Raw genomic sequence first — 16,015 nt, forward strand, 5'->3', positions numbered from 1 at the left:
GTACGGGTCGGGGGCCTCGGCGCCGGGCGCGGCCCGCACCTCGCCCGTCGCGTCGTCGCCGTCGCCGAAGAACACCCCGACCGGCGCCATGTGGAAGGTGTCGCCCACGCCCATCTTCTCGGCGGCGGCCTTGAGGTGGACGTCGGAGGGGGTCATGGTCTTGTTGAGCCGGACGCCGAGCATGCGCTGCGCCTGGTCGTAATAGGGGGCCAGCTCCTGCTGCCAGTCGGTGATCCCGGCCCACTGCGGGTCGTCGAAGAAGGCCTTCGGCGGTACGTAGAGGGTGTTGGCGTAGTTGAGCGAGCCGCCGCCGACGCCTGCCCCGGCGAGGACCATCACCTTGCCGAGGAGGTGGACGCGCTGGATGCCGTAGAGGCCGAGGGCGGGGGCCCACAGGTAGTTGCGCAGGTCCCAGGAGTTCTTGGGGAGGGTGTCGCGGGTGAAGCGGCGGCCGGCCTCCAGGACGCCGACGCGGTAGCCCTTCTCGGTCAGCCGCAGGGCGGTCACCGCGCCGCCGAAGCCGGAGCCGACGACGATCACGTCGTAGTCGTGGACGCACTTCTCCCGTGACACTGGCTCTCCTTGAGATCGGTGGGACCGCCCCGCGCATACGGGCGGGCGGTCGGTCAGCGGAAGCGGAGCGCCTTCAGCGCGCGCAGGCTGCTGGTCATCAGCCGCGCGTACTTCTCGTCGTCGAGGCCGAAGGCGGGGGCCAGCGGCATGATCCGCTGCTGGGCGACGGTCTGCGCCTCCGTGTACTTGAGGATGCCCTCGGAGCCGTGGCGGCGGCCGAGACCGGAGTCGCCCATGCCGCCCATCGGCGACTGGGCGCTGCCGTACGCGGCGGCGTACGCCTCGTTGACGTTGACCGTGCCGGCCCGCAGCCGGGCGGCGACGGCCCGGCCGCGGCGGCCGTCCTTGGACCAGACGCTGGCGTTGAGCCCGTACGGCGTGCCGTTGGCGCGCTCCACGGCCTCCTGCTCGTCGGTGAAGCGGTAGAGGGAGACGACCGGGCCGAACGTCTCCTCCGTGCATACGGACATGGGGGGCTCGACGCCGTCGAGGATCGTGGGCTCGTAGAAGAGCGGGCCGACGTCGGGGCGGGCCCTGCCGCCCGCGACGAGCCGGGCGCCCTTGGCGACGGCCTCCTCCACATGGCGGCTGACGGTCTCCAACTGCCGCTCGCCGACCAGCGATCCCATGTCCGCGCCGTAGGCGAGGGCCGCGCCGAGCCGCATCGCCTTCGTACGGGCGGCGAAGCGCTCCAGGAACGCGTCGGCTATGGAGTCGTGCACGTACAGCCGCTCTATGGAGATGCACAGCTGCCCGGCGGAGGAGAAGCAGCCGCGGACCGCGCCCGCGGCGGCCTTGTCGAGGTCGGCGTCGTCGAGGACCAGCATGGCGTTCTTGCCGCCGAGTTCGAGGGACGCGCCGACGAGGCGGGCGGCGGCGCCCTGGGCGACCTCGCGGCCCGTACGGGTGGAGCCGGTGAAGGAGACGTAGTCGGCGTGGGCGACGACGGCGGGGCCGACGACGGGGCCCTCGCCGAGGACGACCTGCCAGACGGCGGCGGGCAGCCCGGCCTCGATGAGGAGGTCGCGGGCCCACAGGGCGGTGAGCGCCGTCTCGGTGTCGGGCTTCATGACGACGGCGTTGCCCGCGGCGAAGGCGGGGAAGGCGTCGCTGACGGAGAGTTCGAGCGGGTAGTTCCAGGGGGCGATCTGGCCTATGACGCCGCGCGGCTGGCGCAGTTCGGTGACCTTGGTCAGCGTCGGGATGACCCCGGTGTGCGCCTTGGGCCGCAGGTAGGCGTGGGCGCGGCGGCCGTAGTGGCGGGCGGCGACGGTGACGCTCTGCACCTCCTCGTGCGCGTGCAGCCGCGTCTTGCCGGTCTCCAGCTGGATGAGGTCGAGGACCTCGGACTGGCGGCGCAGCAGGAGGTCGTGGAAGCGCAGGAGGACCGCGGCGCGTCGCTGTACGGGCGTGGCGGCCCAGCCGCGCTGCGCCTCGCGGGCCCGCGCGAAGGCTTCGGCGACGTCGTCCGGGGTGGCCTCGGGCAGGTCGGCGAGCTTCTCCCCGGTGAAGGGGGTGTGGCCCGCGGTGGTGCCGCCGCCGATGACGCCGCGGGTCAGGCGGGCGACGAGGTCGGGGGTGACCACGTCGGCGGCGGTGCGCGCGCCGGGGGCGGCGACGGGGTTGCCGCCGGCCGGGGTGGAACGGTCCTGTGGGCTGCCCTGCGAGTCCGTCATGCGGCGAGCGTATGACGGGGCGGGCGCTTTGGGTACCCGCCAGTAGCCAGTTTTCACCGGTCATGCACAATTGCGCCAGCACCTACTGGCGCAGATTGATGTATGCGCAGGTCAGAGGCGCTATTGCCCCCCAGAGGCGAGGGCTCAGGGGGCCGATTCCGGGGGCGTCCGCACGAAGGTGTCCAGGGCGGTGTCGAAGTGGCGGCGGCCCTCGGTGGCCTCGCCGGCCGGGGAGGAGACCCACACGTCGTACATCTTGCCGCCCTCGTTCCAGGTGAGGTCGCGGGTGCGGCGGGGGCCCGCGTCCCCGTCGAAGCCGTTCCAGGTGAACTCCCACAGCGCGGCCGGGCGCCCGGCGTGCGAGAGCCGCTCGACGCGGGCCGAGCGGTAGCCCGGGTAGTGGGCCGCGCCCTGCGCGTGCGAGGCGCGCGTCGCGCCCATCGGGCCGTCCGGGCGCTGGTCCTGGATGTGGACGCCGAGGCGGAACGTCTTGCCCGGCGCGTAGTAGAAGACGCGCGGCGGCTCGAAGGAGCGGGTGAAGCCGTCGGGGACGGCGAAGGCGAAACCGGCGGGGTCACGCACCATGTGGTAGCCGGCGGGGACGGTGCCGGGGGCGGAGGGGCGGCCCGGCGGAGCGTGGTCGTCCGCGGTCCGGCCGGAGGGGGTGGCCGAGGGGCGGGGCGAGGAGCTGGTCGTCGCGACCGACGGGGTGCCGAAGGGGGTATGGGAGGTCTTCCCCGGGCCGCCGCCCTCGCCTCCCCGGCCGCCGAGCATGAGGGCGGCGAACCCCGCGCCGACTCCGGCGAGGGCGACGACGGCGACGGCCGCCATGAGGGCGACGCGGGCCCGGTGCGCGCGGGCCGCCTGCGAGGTGTCCGGCGGCGGCGCGCCGGGAGCGTCCGGGGGGCGGCGCGGGAAGGAGCGGCGGATGCGGGTGACGGCGGCGGAGGACGAGAGGGCGGAGGGCGCGGCGGGTACGGGCACGGGGACGCCGGCCTGCGTCGGCGCGTACGGGCGTCCCAGCACCGGCATCCGGCCCGTACGCAGATACGCGCGCAGCCGCCCCTCCGCCTCCTCCGCCCTCATTCTTCGCGCCGGGTCGCGCTCCAGCAGGCCCCGCACGACGGGCAGCAACTCGCCCGCGGCGACGGGCGGCCGGATCTCGTCATAGACCACGGCGTGCAGGATTCCGCCCAACGAGTCGCGCCGGAACGGCGATTCGCCGCTGAGCGCCGCGCACAGCAGCACGCCGAGCGACCACAGGTCGGACTCCGGTCCGGTCGTACGGCCGGACATCCGCTCGGGGGCGGTGTACTCGGGCGAGCCCACGAAGGCGCCGGTCTCCGTGATGGTGGTGACTCCGGAGACCTGGGCGATGCCGAAGTCCGTCAACACGATGCGGCCGGTGGCGGATTCCATCAGCACATTGGGGGGTTTGATGTCGCGGTGCAGCACCCCTTGGGCGTGCGCGGCGCGCAGGGCGCCGAGGATCGACACCCCGATGCGGGCGGCCTCCCGCGCGCCGACGGGCCCGTCCGCGGCGAGCGCGTCGGCCAGCGACCGGCCGTCGACGAGCTCCATGACGATCCACGGCCGCTCGTCCTCCTCGACCACGTCGTGCAGGACGATCACGTTCGGATGCTTGAGCTGCGCGACCGTACGGGCCTCGCGCAGCGTCCGCTGGCGCTGCTCGTCGGCCTGGGCGGCGGACAGCGCGTCGGTCAGATGCAGTTCCTTGACGGCGACCTCGCGTCCGAGCAACTCATCGGTGGCCCGCCAGACCGTCCCCATCCCGCCCCGCCCGAGCCGCTCCCCGAGCCGGTAACGCCCGGCCAGCAGCCGACCGTCTCCACCGAAGGTCCCCATGGCCTCATCTTGCCCCACGCATCAGCCCACGGGCGGGTACCGTACCGGCCCGCTCCCGGCGGGTCGGGGGACGGCAACGCCCCTATGGCGGCCACGGATTCACGGGGCGGTCAACGGCCGCCCTCGGCCTCCCCCGCACCGAACGCCCGGGCGACGGCGAGGCTGTCCTCGTACACGTGGTGCGCACGACCAGGCCCAGAACCGAACACTTGCGCAACCGCTTTACGGACACCCGCACGGGTCGCATGAAGCGCCGGGCTGCGGACTCTTCGACGGCGGTCCCGTCACCCCGTCACCCCGTCACCCCGCATCGGAAATCATCTGCCACGAAGACGCTTCGCGGTCCAAATCAACGGGAATCCTGTCCCTGTTGAAAATCGAACAGGTGTAAAAGTCGTAGCCCGATAGTTTGACAGGGCATCAGCTTTCTCGGATCCGGCATCACGGACCAGCGGCGCATCATCCCGCCGCCTATGCGAAATACCCCTCTCCGGGGCGGACTTGGCGATTCCGGTGACATCGGACAGATGGCGCACGGAGGGGCCGATCGCGGGCACCGGGGCCGTCACGGCTATTGCCCGTAAGACACATTCCGATGCGTTCATTGCGACGTGGGTCACACCTATTCGGTCCGAACGCGATCCTCAACTCGCCTACGGAGGCGGGAGTTTGAGGTTTAGGTGCGGATGGGAACGCCGGAGGGCGATCGGCCCGGATGGTGAACTCCGCCCGACGCGCAGCGTCCTGGGCGTGGCACGCCGCGTAAAGAACGACCCAAGAAACCTGAAAGTGGTTGCGAGGTACACAGGCACCTTGATTCAGTATGCATCGAGGTTGGCCGAGCGAGGCCGGCCGGCACGGTCCGCGCGCTTCATCAGCACCATGACAGTCGGGGGAAGACTGCTGTGAGCATGCCGCAAGCCCTGCACCGGAGTCTTGCCATGGGCGCTGCCCGCGCCGAATCGGCGTTCGGGTCGGTAAAGGTCGCCGAGATGTTCTACCGGCTCTCTTTCTCGTCCTCGACATCGATGTAGTCATTCTGCGCGATGTTACCTTCAGTCGCGTTCGAGGAACATTTTCTTTTCATCCGGCCTCGGCATCGGCCTGCCGGAATCAGGCTGCCGACGTCGCCCGCCTGTGAATTCCGCACCCGCCGCCGCGGCCATTTTCCGCTGCCTGCTCCACTGCGTCACCCCTGTTCACCACCTGCACGATGCGCGAAATACGTCATCCATGGGAAATCAACAGGAGGAAAGTCATGCCAGTGAACAAGCAACGCACTCCCCTGCTCCCACAGCCGCCCCGGCATACCATCATGGACTGCACGGTACGGGACGGCGCCTACTCCGTTAATTTTCAGTTCGATATGCAGACGATCGAGACCATTCTCGCGGCCGTCAGTTCTTCGGGGCTGGAATGGATCGAGGTCGGGCACGGGCTCGGCATCAAGGGAAATACGATCGCCGAGTCGAACATCTCCGATCGCGAGTGGTGCGATCTCGCCGCCAGGTTCCTGCCCACGGACGCCAGTTGGGGCATGTTCGCGCAGGCCGCGGTCGCTTCCGTGGAGGATCTGGAGCCGCTGGCCGACGCGGGGATGAAGTTCACGCGTATCGGCGCGGACATGAAGGCGTACGAGCTGGTCTTCGACTACGTCGAGCGGGCCAAGGAGCTCGGGCTGACGGTCTTCGTGAACCTGATGAAATCGCATGTGTGCGACACCGATGAGGCCGTGGAGATCGGCTCCCGCATCGAGAACGCCTGTGACCTCGACGGCCTGTACTTCGTCGATTCGGTGGGGCAGTTCCTGCCCGAGCGCACGGCGGAGCTCTTCGGCGCGGCCTCGCGGCGGCTGCGGACGCCGCTCGGCTTCCACGGCCACAACAACCTGGGGCTGGCCAACGCCAACTCCATGGCCGCGGCCGAGAACGGCGCGTCCATCGTCGACTGCACCCTGGCGGGGCTCGGCCGGGACGCCGGCAATGCCGTGCTGGAACAGATGGCCGCCGCCCTGGAACTCCGCGAGAACAAGCGCATCTACAACACGGACGCCCTCGCCTACACCAGCGAATACTGCGTCTCCCGGCTGGAGACCCTCAAGACCGACCGGGAACTCCAGGTGCTCGGCGCGCTGTACGGGCTGCACTCGAAGAACTTCCCCGCCATCTCCGACATGGCCGAGAAGTACTCCATCAGCCGGACCACGCTGATGGACGCGGTGAAGCCGCTGGCCTATCAGCAGGATCTCGTCCGCACCGACATCGAAGCCATCGCGAAGTCCTTCCTGGAGACGGAGTAGGAATTTGAACATCAAGGTCTACCCGCATGTCGTCGGTCAGCAGCAGGACATCGTCCTGGAGGACCACGACGGCTACAGGGCTTCGGTGCGACAGCTGTCGGACGTGCTGAACGAGACGCTGCCGATCGATGTCGCGCAGCTCATCTCGGCACAGAAGATGCAGCGGCTGTCCGAGGCGTTCCGCGAGCAGCGCGCCGCCGGCCGGGAGAGCATCGACATCGGGACGGTATCCCTCCGGGATTCGCTGCTCCTGTCGTCCATACCGCAGATCTGGGGCGTCGGGCTCAACTTCGTTGCCCACGCGCAGGACTTGGAGGCGACCCAGCCCGCGTTCCCGGGCTCGTATCTGCGTCCGTACAGCTGCGTGATAGCCAACGGCGACGCCATCAAGATTCCCGCGCAGTCGCAGCGCGTCACCGCCGAGGCGGAGCTGGGGATCGTGCTGGGCAAGGACGCGAAGAACGTCCCCGCGGAATACGCCTTCGACTACATCCTCGGGTTCACCACGGTCATCGATATGACGGCCGAGGACGCCATCCGCGAGAACCTCCGCTACATCCCGTGGAGCAAGGGCTTCGACACCTTCGCCAGCATCGGCCCGAGCCTGGTGCTGCGGGAAGGGGAGCAGAGCAAGGATCTGGCGGACATCCGCATCACCACCTACCTCAACGACGAGGTCGTCGCGCGCAACACCGCGAGCAATATGAAGCACGACCCGGCGAAGATCGTGGAGTACTTCTCCGCGGGCCGCACGCTTCCGGCCGGAACGGTCATCGCCACCGGCACGCCGGGCGCCGCGGTGATCAAGCCCGGTGACACCGTACGCGCCGAGGTCGCCGGCGTCGGCGTGCTGGAACACCCCGTCGAAGCAGCGTAGTCGCAGACATCCGAGGAAGGATCAGAAATGGTATTCGAGGCCACGCACTTCGATCAGCTCGCCGAAGAAGGCTACTGCGTCATCGAGAACTACCTCGACCCCGAAACCGTGCGGAGCCTTCGGCACGTTTCCGAGGAGATCCTCTCGAATGGTGTCGGCGGGACGATGCCGCCGAGCCTGTTCCTCCGGAGCCCCGAGCTCAAGGAAGCGCTCTTCTCCGAGAAGTTCTACGAGATGGTGGCCGACCTGAACAACAAGGTCGGTTCCCTGCTGCTCTACCCGAACTTCACCATCCGCAAGGGGCTGGTGGTCAACTGGCACATCGACGACCGCATGCTGTCGGTGCCCGTCAACAAGCCCGGCGACTTCCCCGCGATCCTGATGTTCAACATCTACCTCCAGGACAACGACCCCGTACGGGGCGGCGGCATGGACATCGTCCAGTCCAGCCCGCTGCGCTCCCGCGAGGAGCGGGAGGACCTCGTGAGCCATCACGAGTACACGCAGCGGAACACGGTGCGCAACAGAGCCGGGGACCTGGTGATATTCGACTACCGCGCGGTGCACCGCGGCACCCAGCCGCAGGTGGACAGCGACGTCGAGCGCCTCGCACTCCAGTGGACGTTCTCCGTCGGCGGCGCGGTCACCCAGGACTACCTGCGGTATCTGCGGGCCCGGCTGACGGAGAAGCTGCACATCTCCGATTTCACCAACCACAAGGCGAACAACTTCTTCGCCGACCTGCCGAACATCTCGCGCGAACTGATCGAGGAATCGTGCGGCAGGTCCGTCTTCACCGACGGCATCGGGTACCGCGGCCTGTCCGACATCGTGGAACAGGAATCCCGCTGATGCCGAACGTGTCACGGGTGATCCTGGATTCCCTCTGGGACGAAGGGGTTTCGGCCTTCTTCATGGTCCCGGGGAAGATGATCAACGCGTTCATGTCGAACTACCGGGCGGCGGACCCGGCGGGCCACCCCCGCATCTCCCCGGTGATCGCCGCCGCCGAGGGCGGGGCCGCGGCGATGGCCGACGGCTACGCCAGGGCGTCGGAGTCCACCGGCGTGGCCATCGCGCTGGACGGTCCGGGCGTGGCCAACGCCGTGCCGGGCCTGGTCAACGCGGACGCCGACCGGTCGCCCGTGACGCTGCTGTCGGGGCATGTGCCGCGGGGCTTCGACGCCCACGACGCGCTCCAGGACGTGACGCCCACGGGCCTCGACGTGGCGGCGATGCTGACGCCCGTCACCAGCTCGGCGCTCCAGGTGCGCAGCGCGCAGCACCCGATCCGGTACTGGAACATCACGCTGAGGAAACTGGTCGAGCGCCCCACCCGGCCGGTATATCTGTCCTATGCCGCGGATGTGCTCACGGCGGAAACGGCGGAATCCGCCATCAGCATGCGGTCGCTGTCGACGTCGCGCGTCCAGTGCGACGAACAGGAACTCCAGAGCGTGCTCGCCACGGTCAACTCCTCCGCGAGCGTCGCCGTGCTGGTCGGTTCGCACGCCAATAAGAAGGATGTGCGGCAGCTGCTGACCCGGCTGTCGGAATCCCATGACATCCTCGTCGGCTGCACCGTGGACGCCAAGGGCGCCTTCACCGAGAGCCACCCGAACAGTGTCGGCGTGTTCGGGTACTCCGGAAATCTGCGGGCCACCGAACTCTTCACCGAACAGGCCCCGGAAACGGTGCTGTTGCTGGGGTGCCGGCCCACACAGTGGAACACCAACGCGTACGACGCCCGGCTCTCCCGGGCCAAGAACGTCATCGAGGTGACATCGTCGGTCGAGGACATCGGCAACTTCTCCCCGGGCTCCCGGACGCTGCTCTGCGACGAGCTGCTGTTCCTGCGCCACTGGGAGGACTCGCTGGCCGGATACGGCACGGGCGCCGGGGCCAAGTTCCCCTGGAACGCGGACCTCGGGGAACGTACGCGGCGCATTCCGCTGTACGTGCCGCTGCCCGACGAGGACCCCGGCGCGATGCACCCCGGCCGCGCGGTGGAATGCCTGAACAAGTGGCTGGGCGACCGGGCCTGCATCGCGGATTCGGGAAACCACCGGTCCTTCGCCACCCACTACTGGCAGACGCGGATCGACGCCGGCTTCTACTCCAGCACCACCATGGGCGTGATGGGCTGGGCGTTCGGCGCGGCGATCGGCGTCTCCTTCGCCCGCGAGGAACCGTGCCTCGTCATCACCGGGGACGGCTGCGCCCTCATGAGCGGCGCGGAGATACAGACCGCCGTGCGGTATCGCAGGAACATCGTCTTCGCGATATTCGACAACTCCGCCTACGGCGCGACCCATATGAACAACAGGGAGAACCTCGCGGAGCTGAGCGTGCTCCCGGACCACGACTGGGTGAAGTTCGCCGAGTCCCTCGGGGCGGAGGGGTTCCGGGTGAACACGCTCGACGAGCTGGACACCGTCGCCCAGAAGATCAGGGGCGACGGCGGCGTCCAGGTACTGCACATAGCCGTCGACCGCGACGCCGCCACTCCAGCGCGGTCGTACCAGGAGAACCTGAGGTCCTTCGCGCGGTCGAAGAGTGAAAACCATGCATGACTCGGCCCGTCAGGGACGGTGCTGAGGTGCGCACCACAGAAATAACACAGAGGTAGGCGGCGGAGATGTCTGGTGCGAAGTTTACGAGCAACGAAGTGCGCGTACTTTGCTTCGCTTTTTTCAGTGTTGTCATCGGTCTGATGGCAGTGGATTTTTTCAACCCGTCTCTCCCGACCATCCAGAAGGATCTGGACGTCGGGCAGGGCACCATGAAGAACCTCATCGTGTTCTACATGATCGTGCTCGGCCTGGCCCAGTTCTTCTACGGGAGTCTCTCCGACGCCAAGGGCCGCAAGATAGCCTTGACGTCGGGACTCGGCGTCGCCGCAGTGGGTCTGCTCCTGGGCTATCTCGCCCAGAATATCGTCGTGCTGGACATCTCCCGCGTGCTGACCGCCCTGGGCACAGCATCGTGCACCGTGATATCCCGAGCATTGATCGTGGACACCTTGCAGGAGCCCGGAAAGCTGCGCAAGGCGTTCTCCTACTTCTCGATGGCGAGCCAGCTCTCGCCGTCGCTGGCCCCGCTGATCGGCAGTTTCATCGGCATCCACTTCGGCTGGCACGTGCAGTTCCTGCTGTTCGCGCTCGCCGTCGTCGCCGGGCTGGTCATGATCGCCTCGCTGATGCCGGAAACCCATCCGGCCCCGGCGGGCGGTCAGGGGAAGACGGGCAAGCTGGAGGCGTACACGAGCGTTCTCAAGAACCTCAACTTCACGTCGTACAGCATCGCTTCGGCGCTGATCTTCTCCTTCACCATCGCGTTCTACGCCACGGCGCCCTTCGCGTTCGACGCGCTGGGCGTCAGCCCGCTGGGCAACAGCCTCTTCTACATCCTGTATTCGGTCTCCATCATCTGCGGGTCCTTCTTCAACAGCTGGATCAGCTGGACGCCCAAGGACACCTATCTCCGGGGCCTCGCGGCCTACTTGGTGATATTCGCGGTATCGGCCTTCGCGGATCTGGACAGCAGCCTGTGGAAGATCGGCGTGTTCTCGGTCGCGCTGGGCTTCACCTGCGGTGTGGTGGCCCCGCTCACGCTGACCCTGAGCATGACGATGGTGGAGAAGTCCCGCGGCGCGGCGAGCGCGCTCCAGGGGGCCATCAAGATGTTCTTCACCGGGCTGCTGCTGCTGGCGTTCGACAGCGTGGTCATCACCGGTTTCACCACCATCGTGCTGATCTTCCTCGGGTTCGCGGCCGTACTGCTGGCCCTGCACGTCTTCACCACTGCCGCGAATCGAAAGGAGAAGGTCAGTGCGTAACGGGCAGAACAAGACCGCTCTCGTACTCGGCGGGACCTCGGGTATCGGCCTGGGGATCGCGCGGAGCCTCGCCGCTCAGGGCACGGCGGTGACCATCGCCGGCCGCGACGCGGAGAAGGCCGAGAAGGCGGCGGCGAATATCGCGCTGCCGACCGGAGGCAGTGCGGGCGCCGTCTCCGGAATCGGACTCGATCTCTCCCGGCCCGAGGACATCCCGGAAACCCTGCGGCGGTACGGGAAGAGCTTCGATATCGCCGTGCTCAACGGGCCGGGATACCGGCCGGGCCGCGTTACCGCCGCCACGGCGGACGATTTCTCCCAGGCGTACAGCTCGATGTTCCTGTCCCTGCGGCAGGTGGTCGAGTCCGTCGTCGGCGCGATGCGCGAGAACCGGTGGGGCAGGCTGCTGTACGTCTCCTCCAGCTCGGTGGTCTCGCCCATCGGCGAACTCGCCGTCTCCTCGGTCATCCGGTCCGCCGTGAACGCGTATATGAAGCTCCTGGCGAACGACCTCGCGGGCGACGGAATCACCGTCAATTCGATCGTCCCCGGCCGTATCGACACCCCGCGCGTGCAGGCGGTCGACGCGGCGCGCGCCCGTGACCGGGGCATCGCTCCCGACGAGGTGCGGGCGGCAACGGAGGGCCTGATCCCGGCCGGCCGGTACGGAACCCCGGAGGACATGGGCGAGCTGGCGGCGTTCCTGTGCTCGGACCGGGCGGGCTACCTCACCGGCTCGGCGTACCGGTGCGACGGAGGAATGATCACCGCGCTGTAGAAGCACGAGGGCTCCCCGGCGCCGAAATGGTGTCGAAAAACGGTGCCGGGGAGCCATACCGCTCACTTCAGGACGCGGCCCCGGGTGTGTTGGTCGCTTCCTGCACCATTTGGGCAGCGGTGACCAGGCTCAGAGCAGGAGCGGTCTCGCGTACCGCGGCCACCGCCCCCACGCTGTATTCCCCGGGGTCGAGGCCGCGGTCGGCGAGAACCCGCAGGACCCACCGCTTGCGCAGATCGGAATCCGTCAGCGCGCACTCGTCGTCGATGACGGATATGGCGCGTTCGAGTCCCGGCCGCTCCTGGGGATCAGCGCTCTCCAAAGCCCGCAGTACAGCGGCTCTCACCGCGTCCACGTCATGCAGGATGAGAACTTCGTCCTCTTGTTTCTTCTTATTTCCCAGTCCGAACATAACGGCCCTTTCCCCTATGGAGCTTCACGGCGCACGCGACGTGGATGGCGGCCAGTGTCCCATACGCGGGGACGACGATGAGGTCGCACCATTATGGTGCGGCCTCATCATGGGGGCTCGAAATCCACTGCGGTATAAGGGAGTTCCCGGTTTTTTGTTTCCCGAATTCCCATTCAGGCGGCCGGAGCGCTACACCGCCGGGTGCGTCTCCTTGCGGCCCGGCAGCAGCAGACTTCCGACGGCCGCGCACGCGGTGAACGCGGCGGCGACCAGCAGGGCGCGCCCGTACCCGGCGGTCAGGGCGGCGGCCATGTCGTGCGGGTGGGACGACAGGTGCGAGGCGGTCAGGTGGGACGCGATGGTGGCGAGGACGGCGAGGCCGATCGCACCGCCCACCTGGCGGGAGGTGTTGACGAGGCCGGAGGCCAGGCCCGCCTCGGCGCGGGCGGTGCCGGTGGTCGCGGCGACCGTCGCGGGCATCATCGACAGGCCCATGCCGAACGCGCAGAACATCAGCGGCACCAGTACGTCCGTGGCGTAGCTGCCGTGCGCGCCGATGAACGACAGCCAGGCGAACCCGGCGGTGCTCACCAGCATGCCGACGACCAGCAGCGGGCGCGGCCCCGTACGGCCGATGAGCCGGGTGGCGAGCTGCGCGCCCACGATCACCGAGAGGGAGCCGGGCAGGAAGCTGAGCCCGGCCTGGACCGCGCTGAAGCCGAGGACCTGCTGGTGGTAGAGGGAGAGCAGGAACCACATCGAGAACATGGCCGCGCCCACGAGCAGCACCACGATGTTGGAGGTGGCCAGGGTGCGGCGGCGCAGGATCGCGAGCGGCACCAGCGGGTGGGCGACCTTCGACTCGATGAGGACGAAGGCGGCGAGCAGGAGCACGGCGCCGCCGAGCGAGGCCCAGACCTCGGGGGCGCTCCAGGCGTGGCTCTCGGTCGAGATGATGCCGTAGACCAGGGCGGTCAGGCCGGCGGTGACGGAGACGGCGCCGGGTATGTCGAGGCGGCGGAGGCCGCCCCGGATGCCGGCGGCGGCCGGTACGTACGCGAGGGCGGCGGCGATCAGGGCCACGCCGATCGGGACGTTGACGAAGAAGACCCAGCGCCAGCCCGCGTACTCGGTGAGGACGCCGCCGATGACCGCGCCGGTCGCGCCGCCGGCCGCCATGACGGCGCTCCAGGCGCCCATGGCACGGGTGCGGGCCTGGGGCTCGGTGAACGTCGTCATGATCAGGGTGAGGGTGGCGGGCGCGAGGACCGCGCCGCCGACGCCCTGCACCGCGCGGGCGGCGATCAGTGCCCCGCCGCTGGAGGCGAGGCCGCAGACGAGCGAGGCGAGGGTGAACACGCCGAGGCCGGTGAGCAGCGCCTTCTTCGTGCCGACGAGGTCGGCGGCGCGGCCGCCGAGCAGCAGCAGGCCGGCGAAGCCGAGGGTGTAGGCGTTGACGATCCACTGCATGCCGGCGGGGGCCAGGTGCAGGGTGTCGCGCATCGAGGGGAGGGCGACGTTCACGATCGACACATCGAGGATGACCATGAACTGCGCCGCGCACGCGATGACGAGGATCGCCGTGGTCGGCAGCCGCTTCTGGGCGGGCGGGTGACCGGTATCGGTACTCGTGACGGACGGGGCTGACGAGGCAGACGGTGTAGACGGGGCAGACATGGCGGGTGCTCCAAGTGGTGCTGAGTGAGGCTGCTCCCAGTGAAACTAGAGCAGCTCTAAAAATGTAGCACCTATATTTTCGGTTCGGAGGCGGGATACCCTGGCCCTATGACGGAGCACACGCCCACCGCCGTAGCCGACCCCGACCCCGACGCCAGGACGTCGATCGGAACCGGCACCGGAATGCGTCCCCGCAAGCGGGAGCGCACCCGCTGCGCCATCTACGACGCCGCCTTCCGGCTCTTCGCCGAGCAGGGCTTCGACTCCGTCACCCTCACCCGGATCGCCGCCGAGGCCGACGTGGCCCCCGCCACCGTCTTCACGCACTTCGCGTCGAAGGAGGACATCTTCTTCAACCGCCGCCAGGAGTTCATCGCCAAGCTCCCCGCCGCCGTCGCGGACGCCCCCTCCGGCGCCGAACTCCTCGCCCAGCTCCGGGACTTCTACCTCGACTCCTTCGAGCTCGTGCTGTCCGACCAGTGGGTCGAGCGGAGCCGCACCTTCGCCCGCATCCTGCTGCCGAGCGCCGCGCTGCGCCGCAGCTTCCTGCCGCTCGTGGAACAGCGCAAGGTGCTGCTGACCGAGTACCTCGTCGAGCGGGCGGGCGCGGCGGGCGAGGACCCCGTGCACCGGCAGGAGCTGACGATCTTCGCGACGTTCGTCGTCTCGGTCGGCACCATCGCCTTCGAGGTCCTGCACGGCGAGCTCGCGGCGGGCGAACCGGCCGCCCGCGTCCGCGAGGACGTCCACGACGTCCTCGACCGGGGCTTCGACCGGCTCGCCCGCGCGTACGGGGACGGCGGCCTGCTGGACGTATGCACCCGCGCCCTGGGCGGGAGCACCAGCTCCTAGCCCGCGACCTGCCAGGTCAGCGAGCCTGTGAGCAGCGCCCGCAGCGCCGGGTCGCGCACCGCGTCCGTACGGTCCTCGGCGCGGGCCGTCACGGTGTGCGGGCGGCCGTCGGCCGGCAGGCCGAGTGTGCGCGGGGTCACCGTCGCCGCGCCGCGCGCGGCCCCGGCCTCGCGGCCGTCGACGTACCAGCGCACGGGCGCGGAGTCCGGGGCCTCGACGGTGACGCGGTCCGTACGGGCCAGGGTCCGGCCGGTCGGCGTGGCGCTGCTCAGTACGGACGCGTGGCGGTGGAAGCCCGCGATCATCGCCTCGCGGCCCGGGAGGTTGAACTGCCGGCCGAGCGTCCGCATGATCGAGTTCTCGGTCGGGCGGTAGAGCCCGTGCTGGTAGTAGCCGCCGCCCTCGTACGCGCCGACCGTCCCGCCGTCCGGCGAGGTCTGGCCGAGCCAGCGGTACCACTTCTTGCGCTGCGCGCCCATCGGACCGGCCGTGAGCTTGCTGATGTTGGCCTGCGCGGGCTCGGGGCCGGTGTACGTGCCGGGCTGCCCGTAGTCGTACTCGTCGGCGAGCTTCCCCAGCGAGTGGCCCGTCTCGTGAACGGCGATCTGGTCGGACTGCGGGTGGTCGGAGGACGCGGTCGCGATGCCGTCGTAGCCGACCTGCGAGCTGACGTCGTTGTAGCCCGCGCCGCCGTACTTGGTGGAGTTGGAGAGCACCACGACCAGATCGGCGGCCGGGGCCTTGGCCGCGTACGACTCGACCTTGCGGGTGTTCACGCACAGCAGCCGCTCGGTGCCGCCGCAGAAGAAGTTGGAGCCGAGCGCGGTGTCCTTGACCACGCTCTGCACCGGGTCGCCGGAGACGCCGGACTGCCGCGAGACGGCGTCGACGGCCCAGACGTTGAAGAGGTTCGTGTACGAGGCGTAGGGCTGCACCGCGGCGATCTTCGCCCACTTGGCGCGGACGTCCGCGTGGAAGTCGCCCTGCTGGGCGGCGGTGTAGCCGTCGCCGATGAAGACGATGTCGAGCTTGCTGCCCACGGGCCCGTTCTGGACGATCGGGGTGACGTCGCCGTCGGCGGCGATCGTCGACCGCTCCGCCGGGGAGAGCGGCCGCGCGGCGGGGACGGTGGTGTGCAGCGGGTGGCCGCCCGGACCGGTGAAGTAC

Annotated in this window: 13 protein-coding genes; 7 read left to right on the plus strand and 6 right to left on the minus strand. The window is 69.1% G+C overall.

Going from position 1 to position 16,015, the window contains the following annotated elements; all coding sequences use genetic code 11:
- The 3 genes from ACFU99_RS10535 to ACFU99_RS10545 form a co-directional block, all read right to left on the minus strand.
- Positions 1–573 (minus strand): NAD(P)-binding protein (locus ACFU99_RS10535; RefSeq protein WP_384388769.1); only part of this gene is annotated, 573 nt, incomplete at its 3' end.
- Between the two features lie 53 nt (positions 574–626).
- On the minus strand, positions 627–2,249 hold the full coding sequence (locus ACFU99_RS10540) for a succinic semialdehyde dehydrogenase (RefSeq protein ID WP_384388772.1): 1,623 nt from the start codon (positions 2,247–2,249) through the stop codon (positions 627–629).
- A gap of 144 nt (positions 2,250–2,393) precedes the next feature.
- Positions 2,394–4,115, minus strand: coding sequence for a serine/threonine-protein kinase (locus tag ACFU99_RS10545; RefSeq protein ID WP_384388775.1), 1,722 nt, complete (start codon positions 4,113–4,115; stop codon positions 2,394–2,396).
- Between the two features lie 1,258 nt (positions 4,116–5,373).
- Here ACFU99_RS10545 and ACFU99_RS10550 point away from each other — a divergent pair.
- The 6 genes from ACFU99_RS10550 to ACFU99_RS10575 all read left to right on the plus strand — a co-directional run bounded on the left by ACFU99_RS10550 (position 5,374) and on the right by ACFU99_RS10575 (position 11,907).
- Positions 5,374–6,414 (plus strand): hypothetical protein, encoded by a 1,041-nt coding sequence (locus ACFU99_RS10550; RefSeq protein ID WP_384388777.1) that lies wholly within the window; start codon positions 5,374–5,376, stop codon positions 6,412–6,414.
- Between the two features lie 4 nt (positions 6,415–6,418).
- On the plus strand, positions 6,419–7,291 hold the full coding sequence (locus tag ACFU99_RS10555; protein WP_384388779.1) for a fumarylacetoacetate hydrolase family protein: 873 nt from the start codon (positions 6,419–6,421) through the stop codon (positions 7,289–7,291).
- 27 nt (positions 7,292–7,318) lie between these two features.
- Entirely contained in the window at positions 7,319–8,143 is an 825-nt protein-coding gene (locus ACFU99_RS10560; RefSeq protein ID WP_384388782.1) for a phytanoyl-CoA dioxygenase family protein, read from the plus strand.
- Positions 8,143–9,864, plus strand: coding sequence for a thiamine pyrophosphate-binding protein (locus ACFU99_RS10565; protein WP_384388785.1), 1,722 nt, complete (start codon positions 8,143–8,145; stop codon positions 9,862–9,864). Before ACFU99_RS10560 ends, ACFU99_RS10565 begins: the two co-directional genes overlap by 1 nt.
- 65 nt (positions 9,865–9,929) lie before the next feature.
- On the plus strand, positions 9,930–11,129 hold the full coding sequence (locus ACFU99_RS10570) for an MFS transporter (RefSeq protein WP_384388788.1): 1,200 nt from the start codon (positions 9,930–9,932) through the stop codon (positions 11,127–11,129).
- A complete protein-coding gene (locus tag ACFU99_RS10575) occupies positions 11,122–11,907 on the plus strand; it encodes an SDR family oxidoreductase (RefSeq protein WP_384388791.1) in 786 nt (261 codons plus the stop codon). Before ACFU99_RS10570 ends, ACFU99_RS10575 begins: the two co-directional genes overlap by 8 nt.
- Positions 11,908–11,974: 67 nt before the next feature.
- On the opposite strand, the gene ACFU99_RS10580 is transcribed toward ACFU99_RS10575, so the two are convergent.
- Both ACFU99_RS10580 and ACFU99_RS10585 read right to left on the minus strand, forming a co-directional pair.
- Positions 11,975–12,262: a hypothetical protein gene (locus ACFU99_RS10580; protein ID WP_384388794.1), complete on the minus strand. Its 288-nt coding sequence runs from the start codon at positions 12,260–12,262 to the stop codon at positions 11,975–11,977.
- Between the two features lie 246 nt (positions 12,263–12,508).
- Complete coding sequence (locus ACFU99_RS10585; protein ID WP_384388797.1) at positions 12,509–13,996, minus strand: MFS transporter; 1,488 nt, start codon at positions 13,994–13,996, stop codon at positions 12,509–12,511.
- A gap of 108 nt (positions 13,997–14,104) precedes the next feature.
- Between ACFU99_RS10585 and ACFU99_RS10590 the strand changes: the two genes are divergently transcribed.
- Positions 14,105–14,848, plus strand: a complete 744-nt coding sequence (locus tag ACFU99_RS10590; RefSeq protein ID WP_384388800.1) for a TetR/AcrR family transcriptional regulator — start codon at positions 14,105–14,107, stop codon at positions 14,846–14,848.
- Here ACFU99_RS10590 and ACFU99_RS10595 read toward each other — a convergent pair.
- Positions 14,845–16,015 (minus strand): M64 family metallopeptidase (locus ACFU99_RS10595; RefSeq protein WP_384388803.1); only part of this gene is annotated, 1,171 nt, incomplete at its 5' end. The genes ACFU99_RS10590 and ACFU99_RS10595 overlap by 4 nt on opposite strands.

Source organism: Streptomyces sp. NPDC057654, from assembly GCF_042800135.1.
Classification (GTDB): Bacteria; Actinomycetota; Actinomycetes; order Streptomycetales; family Streptomycetaceae; genus Streptomyces.

What these genes read in the sequence shown, in the direction of transcription:
- ACFU99_RS10560 (WP_384388782.1), top strand. Translation starts at nt 7,319, where the DNA reads ATGGTATTCGAGGCCACGCACTTCGATCAGCTCGCCGAAGAAGGCTAC.
- ACFU99_RS10545 (WP_384388775.1), bottom strand. Translation starts at nt 4,115, where the DNA reads ATGGGGACCTTCGGTGGAGACGGTCGGCTGCTGGCCGGGCGTTACCGG.
- ACFU99_RS10585 (WP_384388797.1), bottom strand. Translation starts at nt 13,996, where the DNA reads ATGTCTGCCCCGTCTACACCGTCTGCCTCGTCAGCCCCGTCCGTCACG.
- ACFU99_RS10540 (WP_384388772.1), bottom strand. Translation starts at nt 2,249, where the DNA reads ATGACGGACTCGCAGGGCAGCCCACAGGACCGTTCCACCCCGGCCGGC.
- ACFU99_RS10570 (WP_384388788.1), top strand. Translation starts at nt 9,930, where the DNA reads ATGTCTGGTGCGAAGTTTACGAGCAACGAAGTGCGCGTACTTTGCTTC.
- ACFU99_RS10550 (WP_384388777.1), top strand. Translation starts at nt 5,374, where the DNA reads ATGCCAGTGAACAAGCAACGCACTCCCCTGCTCCCACAGCCGCCCCGG.
- ACFU99_RS10590 (WP_384388800.1), top strand. Translation starts at nt 14,105, where the DNA reads ATGACGGAGCACACGCCCACCGCCGTAGCCGACCCCGACCCCGACGCC.
- ACFU99_RS10565 (WP_384388785.1), top strand. Translation starts at nt 8,143, where the DNA reads ATGCCGAACGTGTCACGGGTGATCCTGGATTCCCTCTGGGACGAAGGG.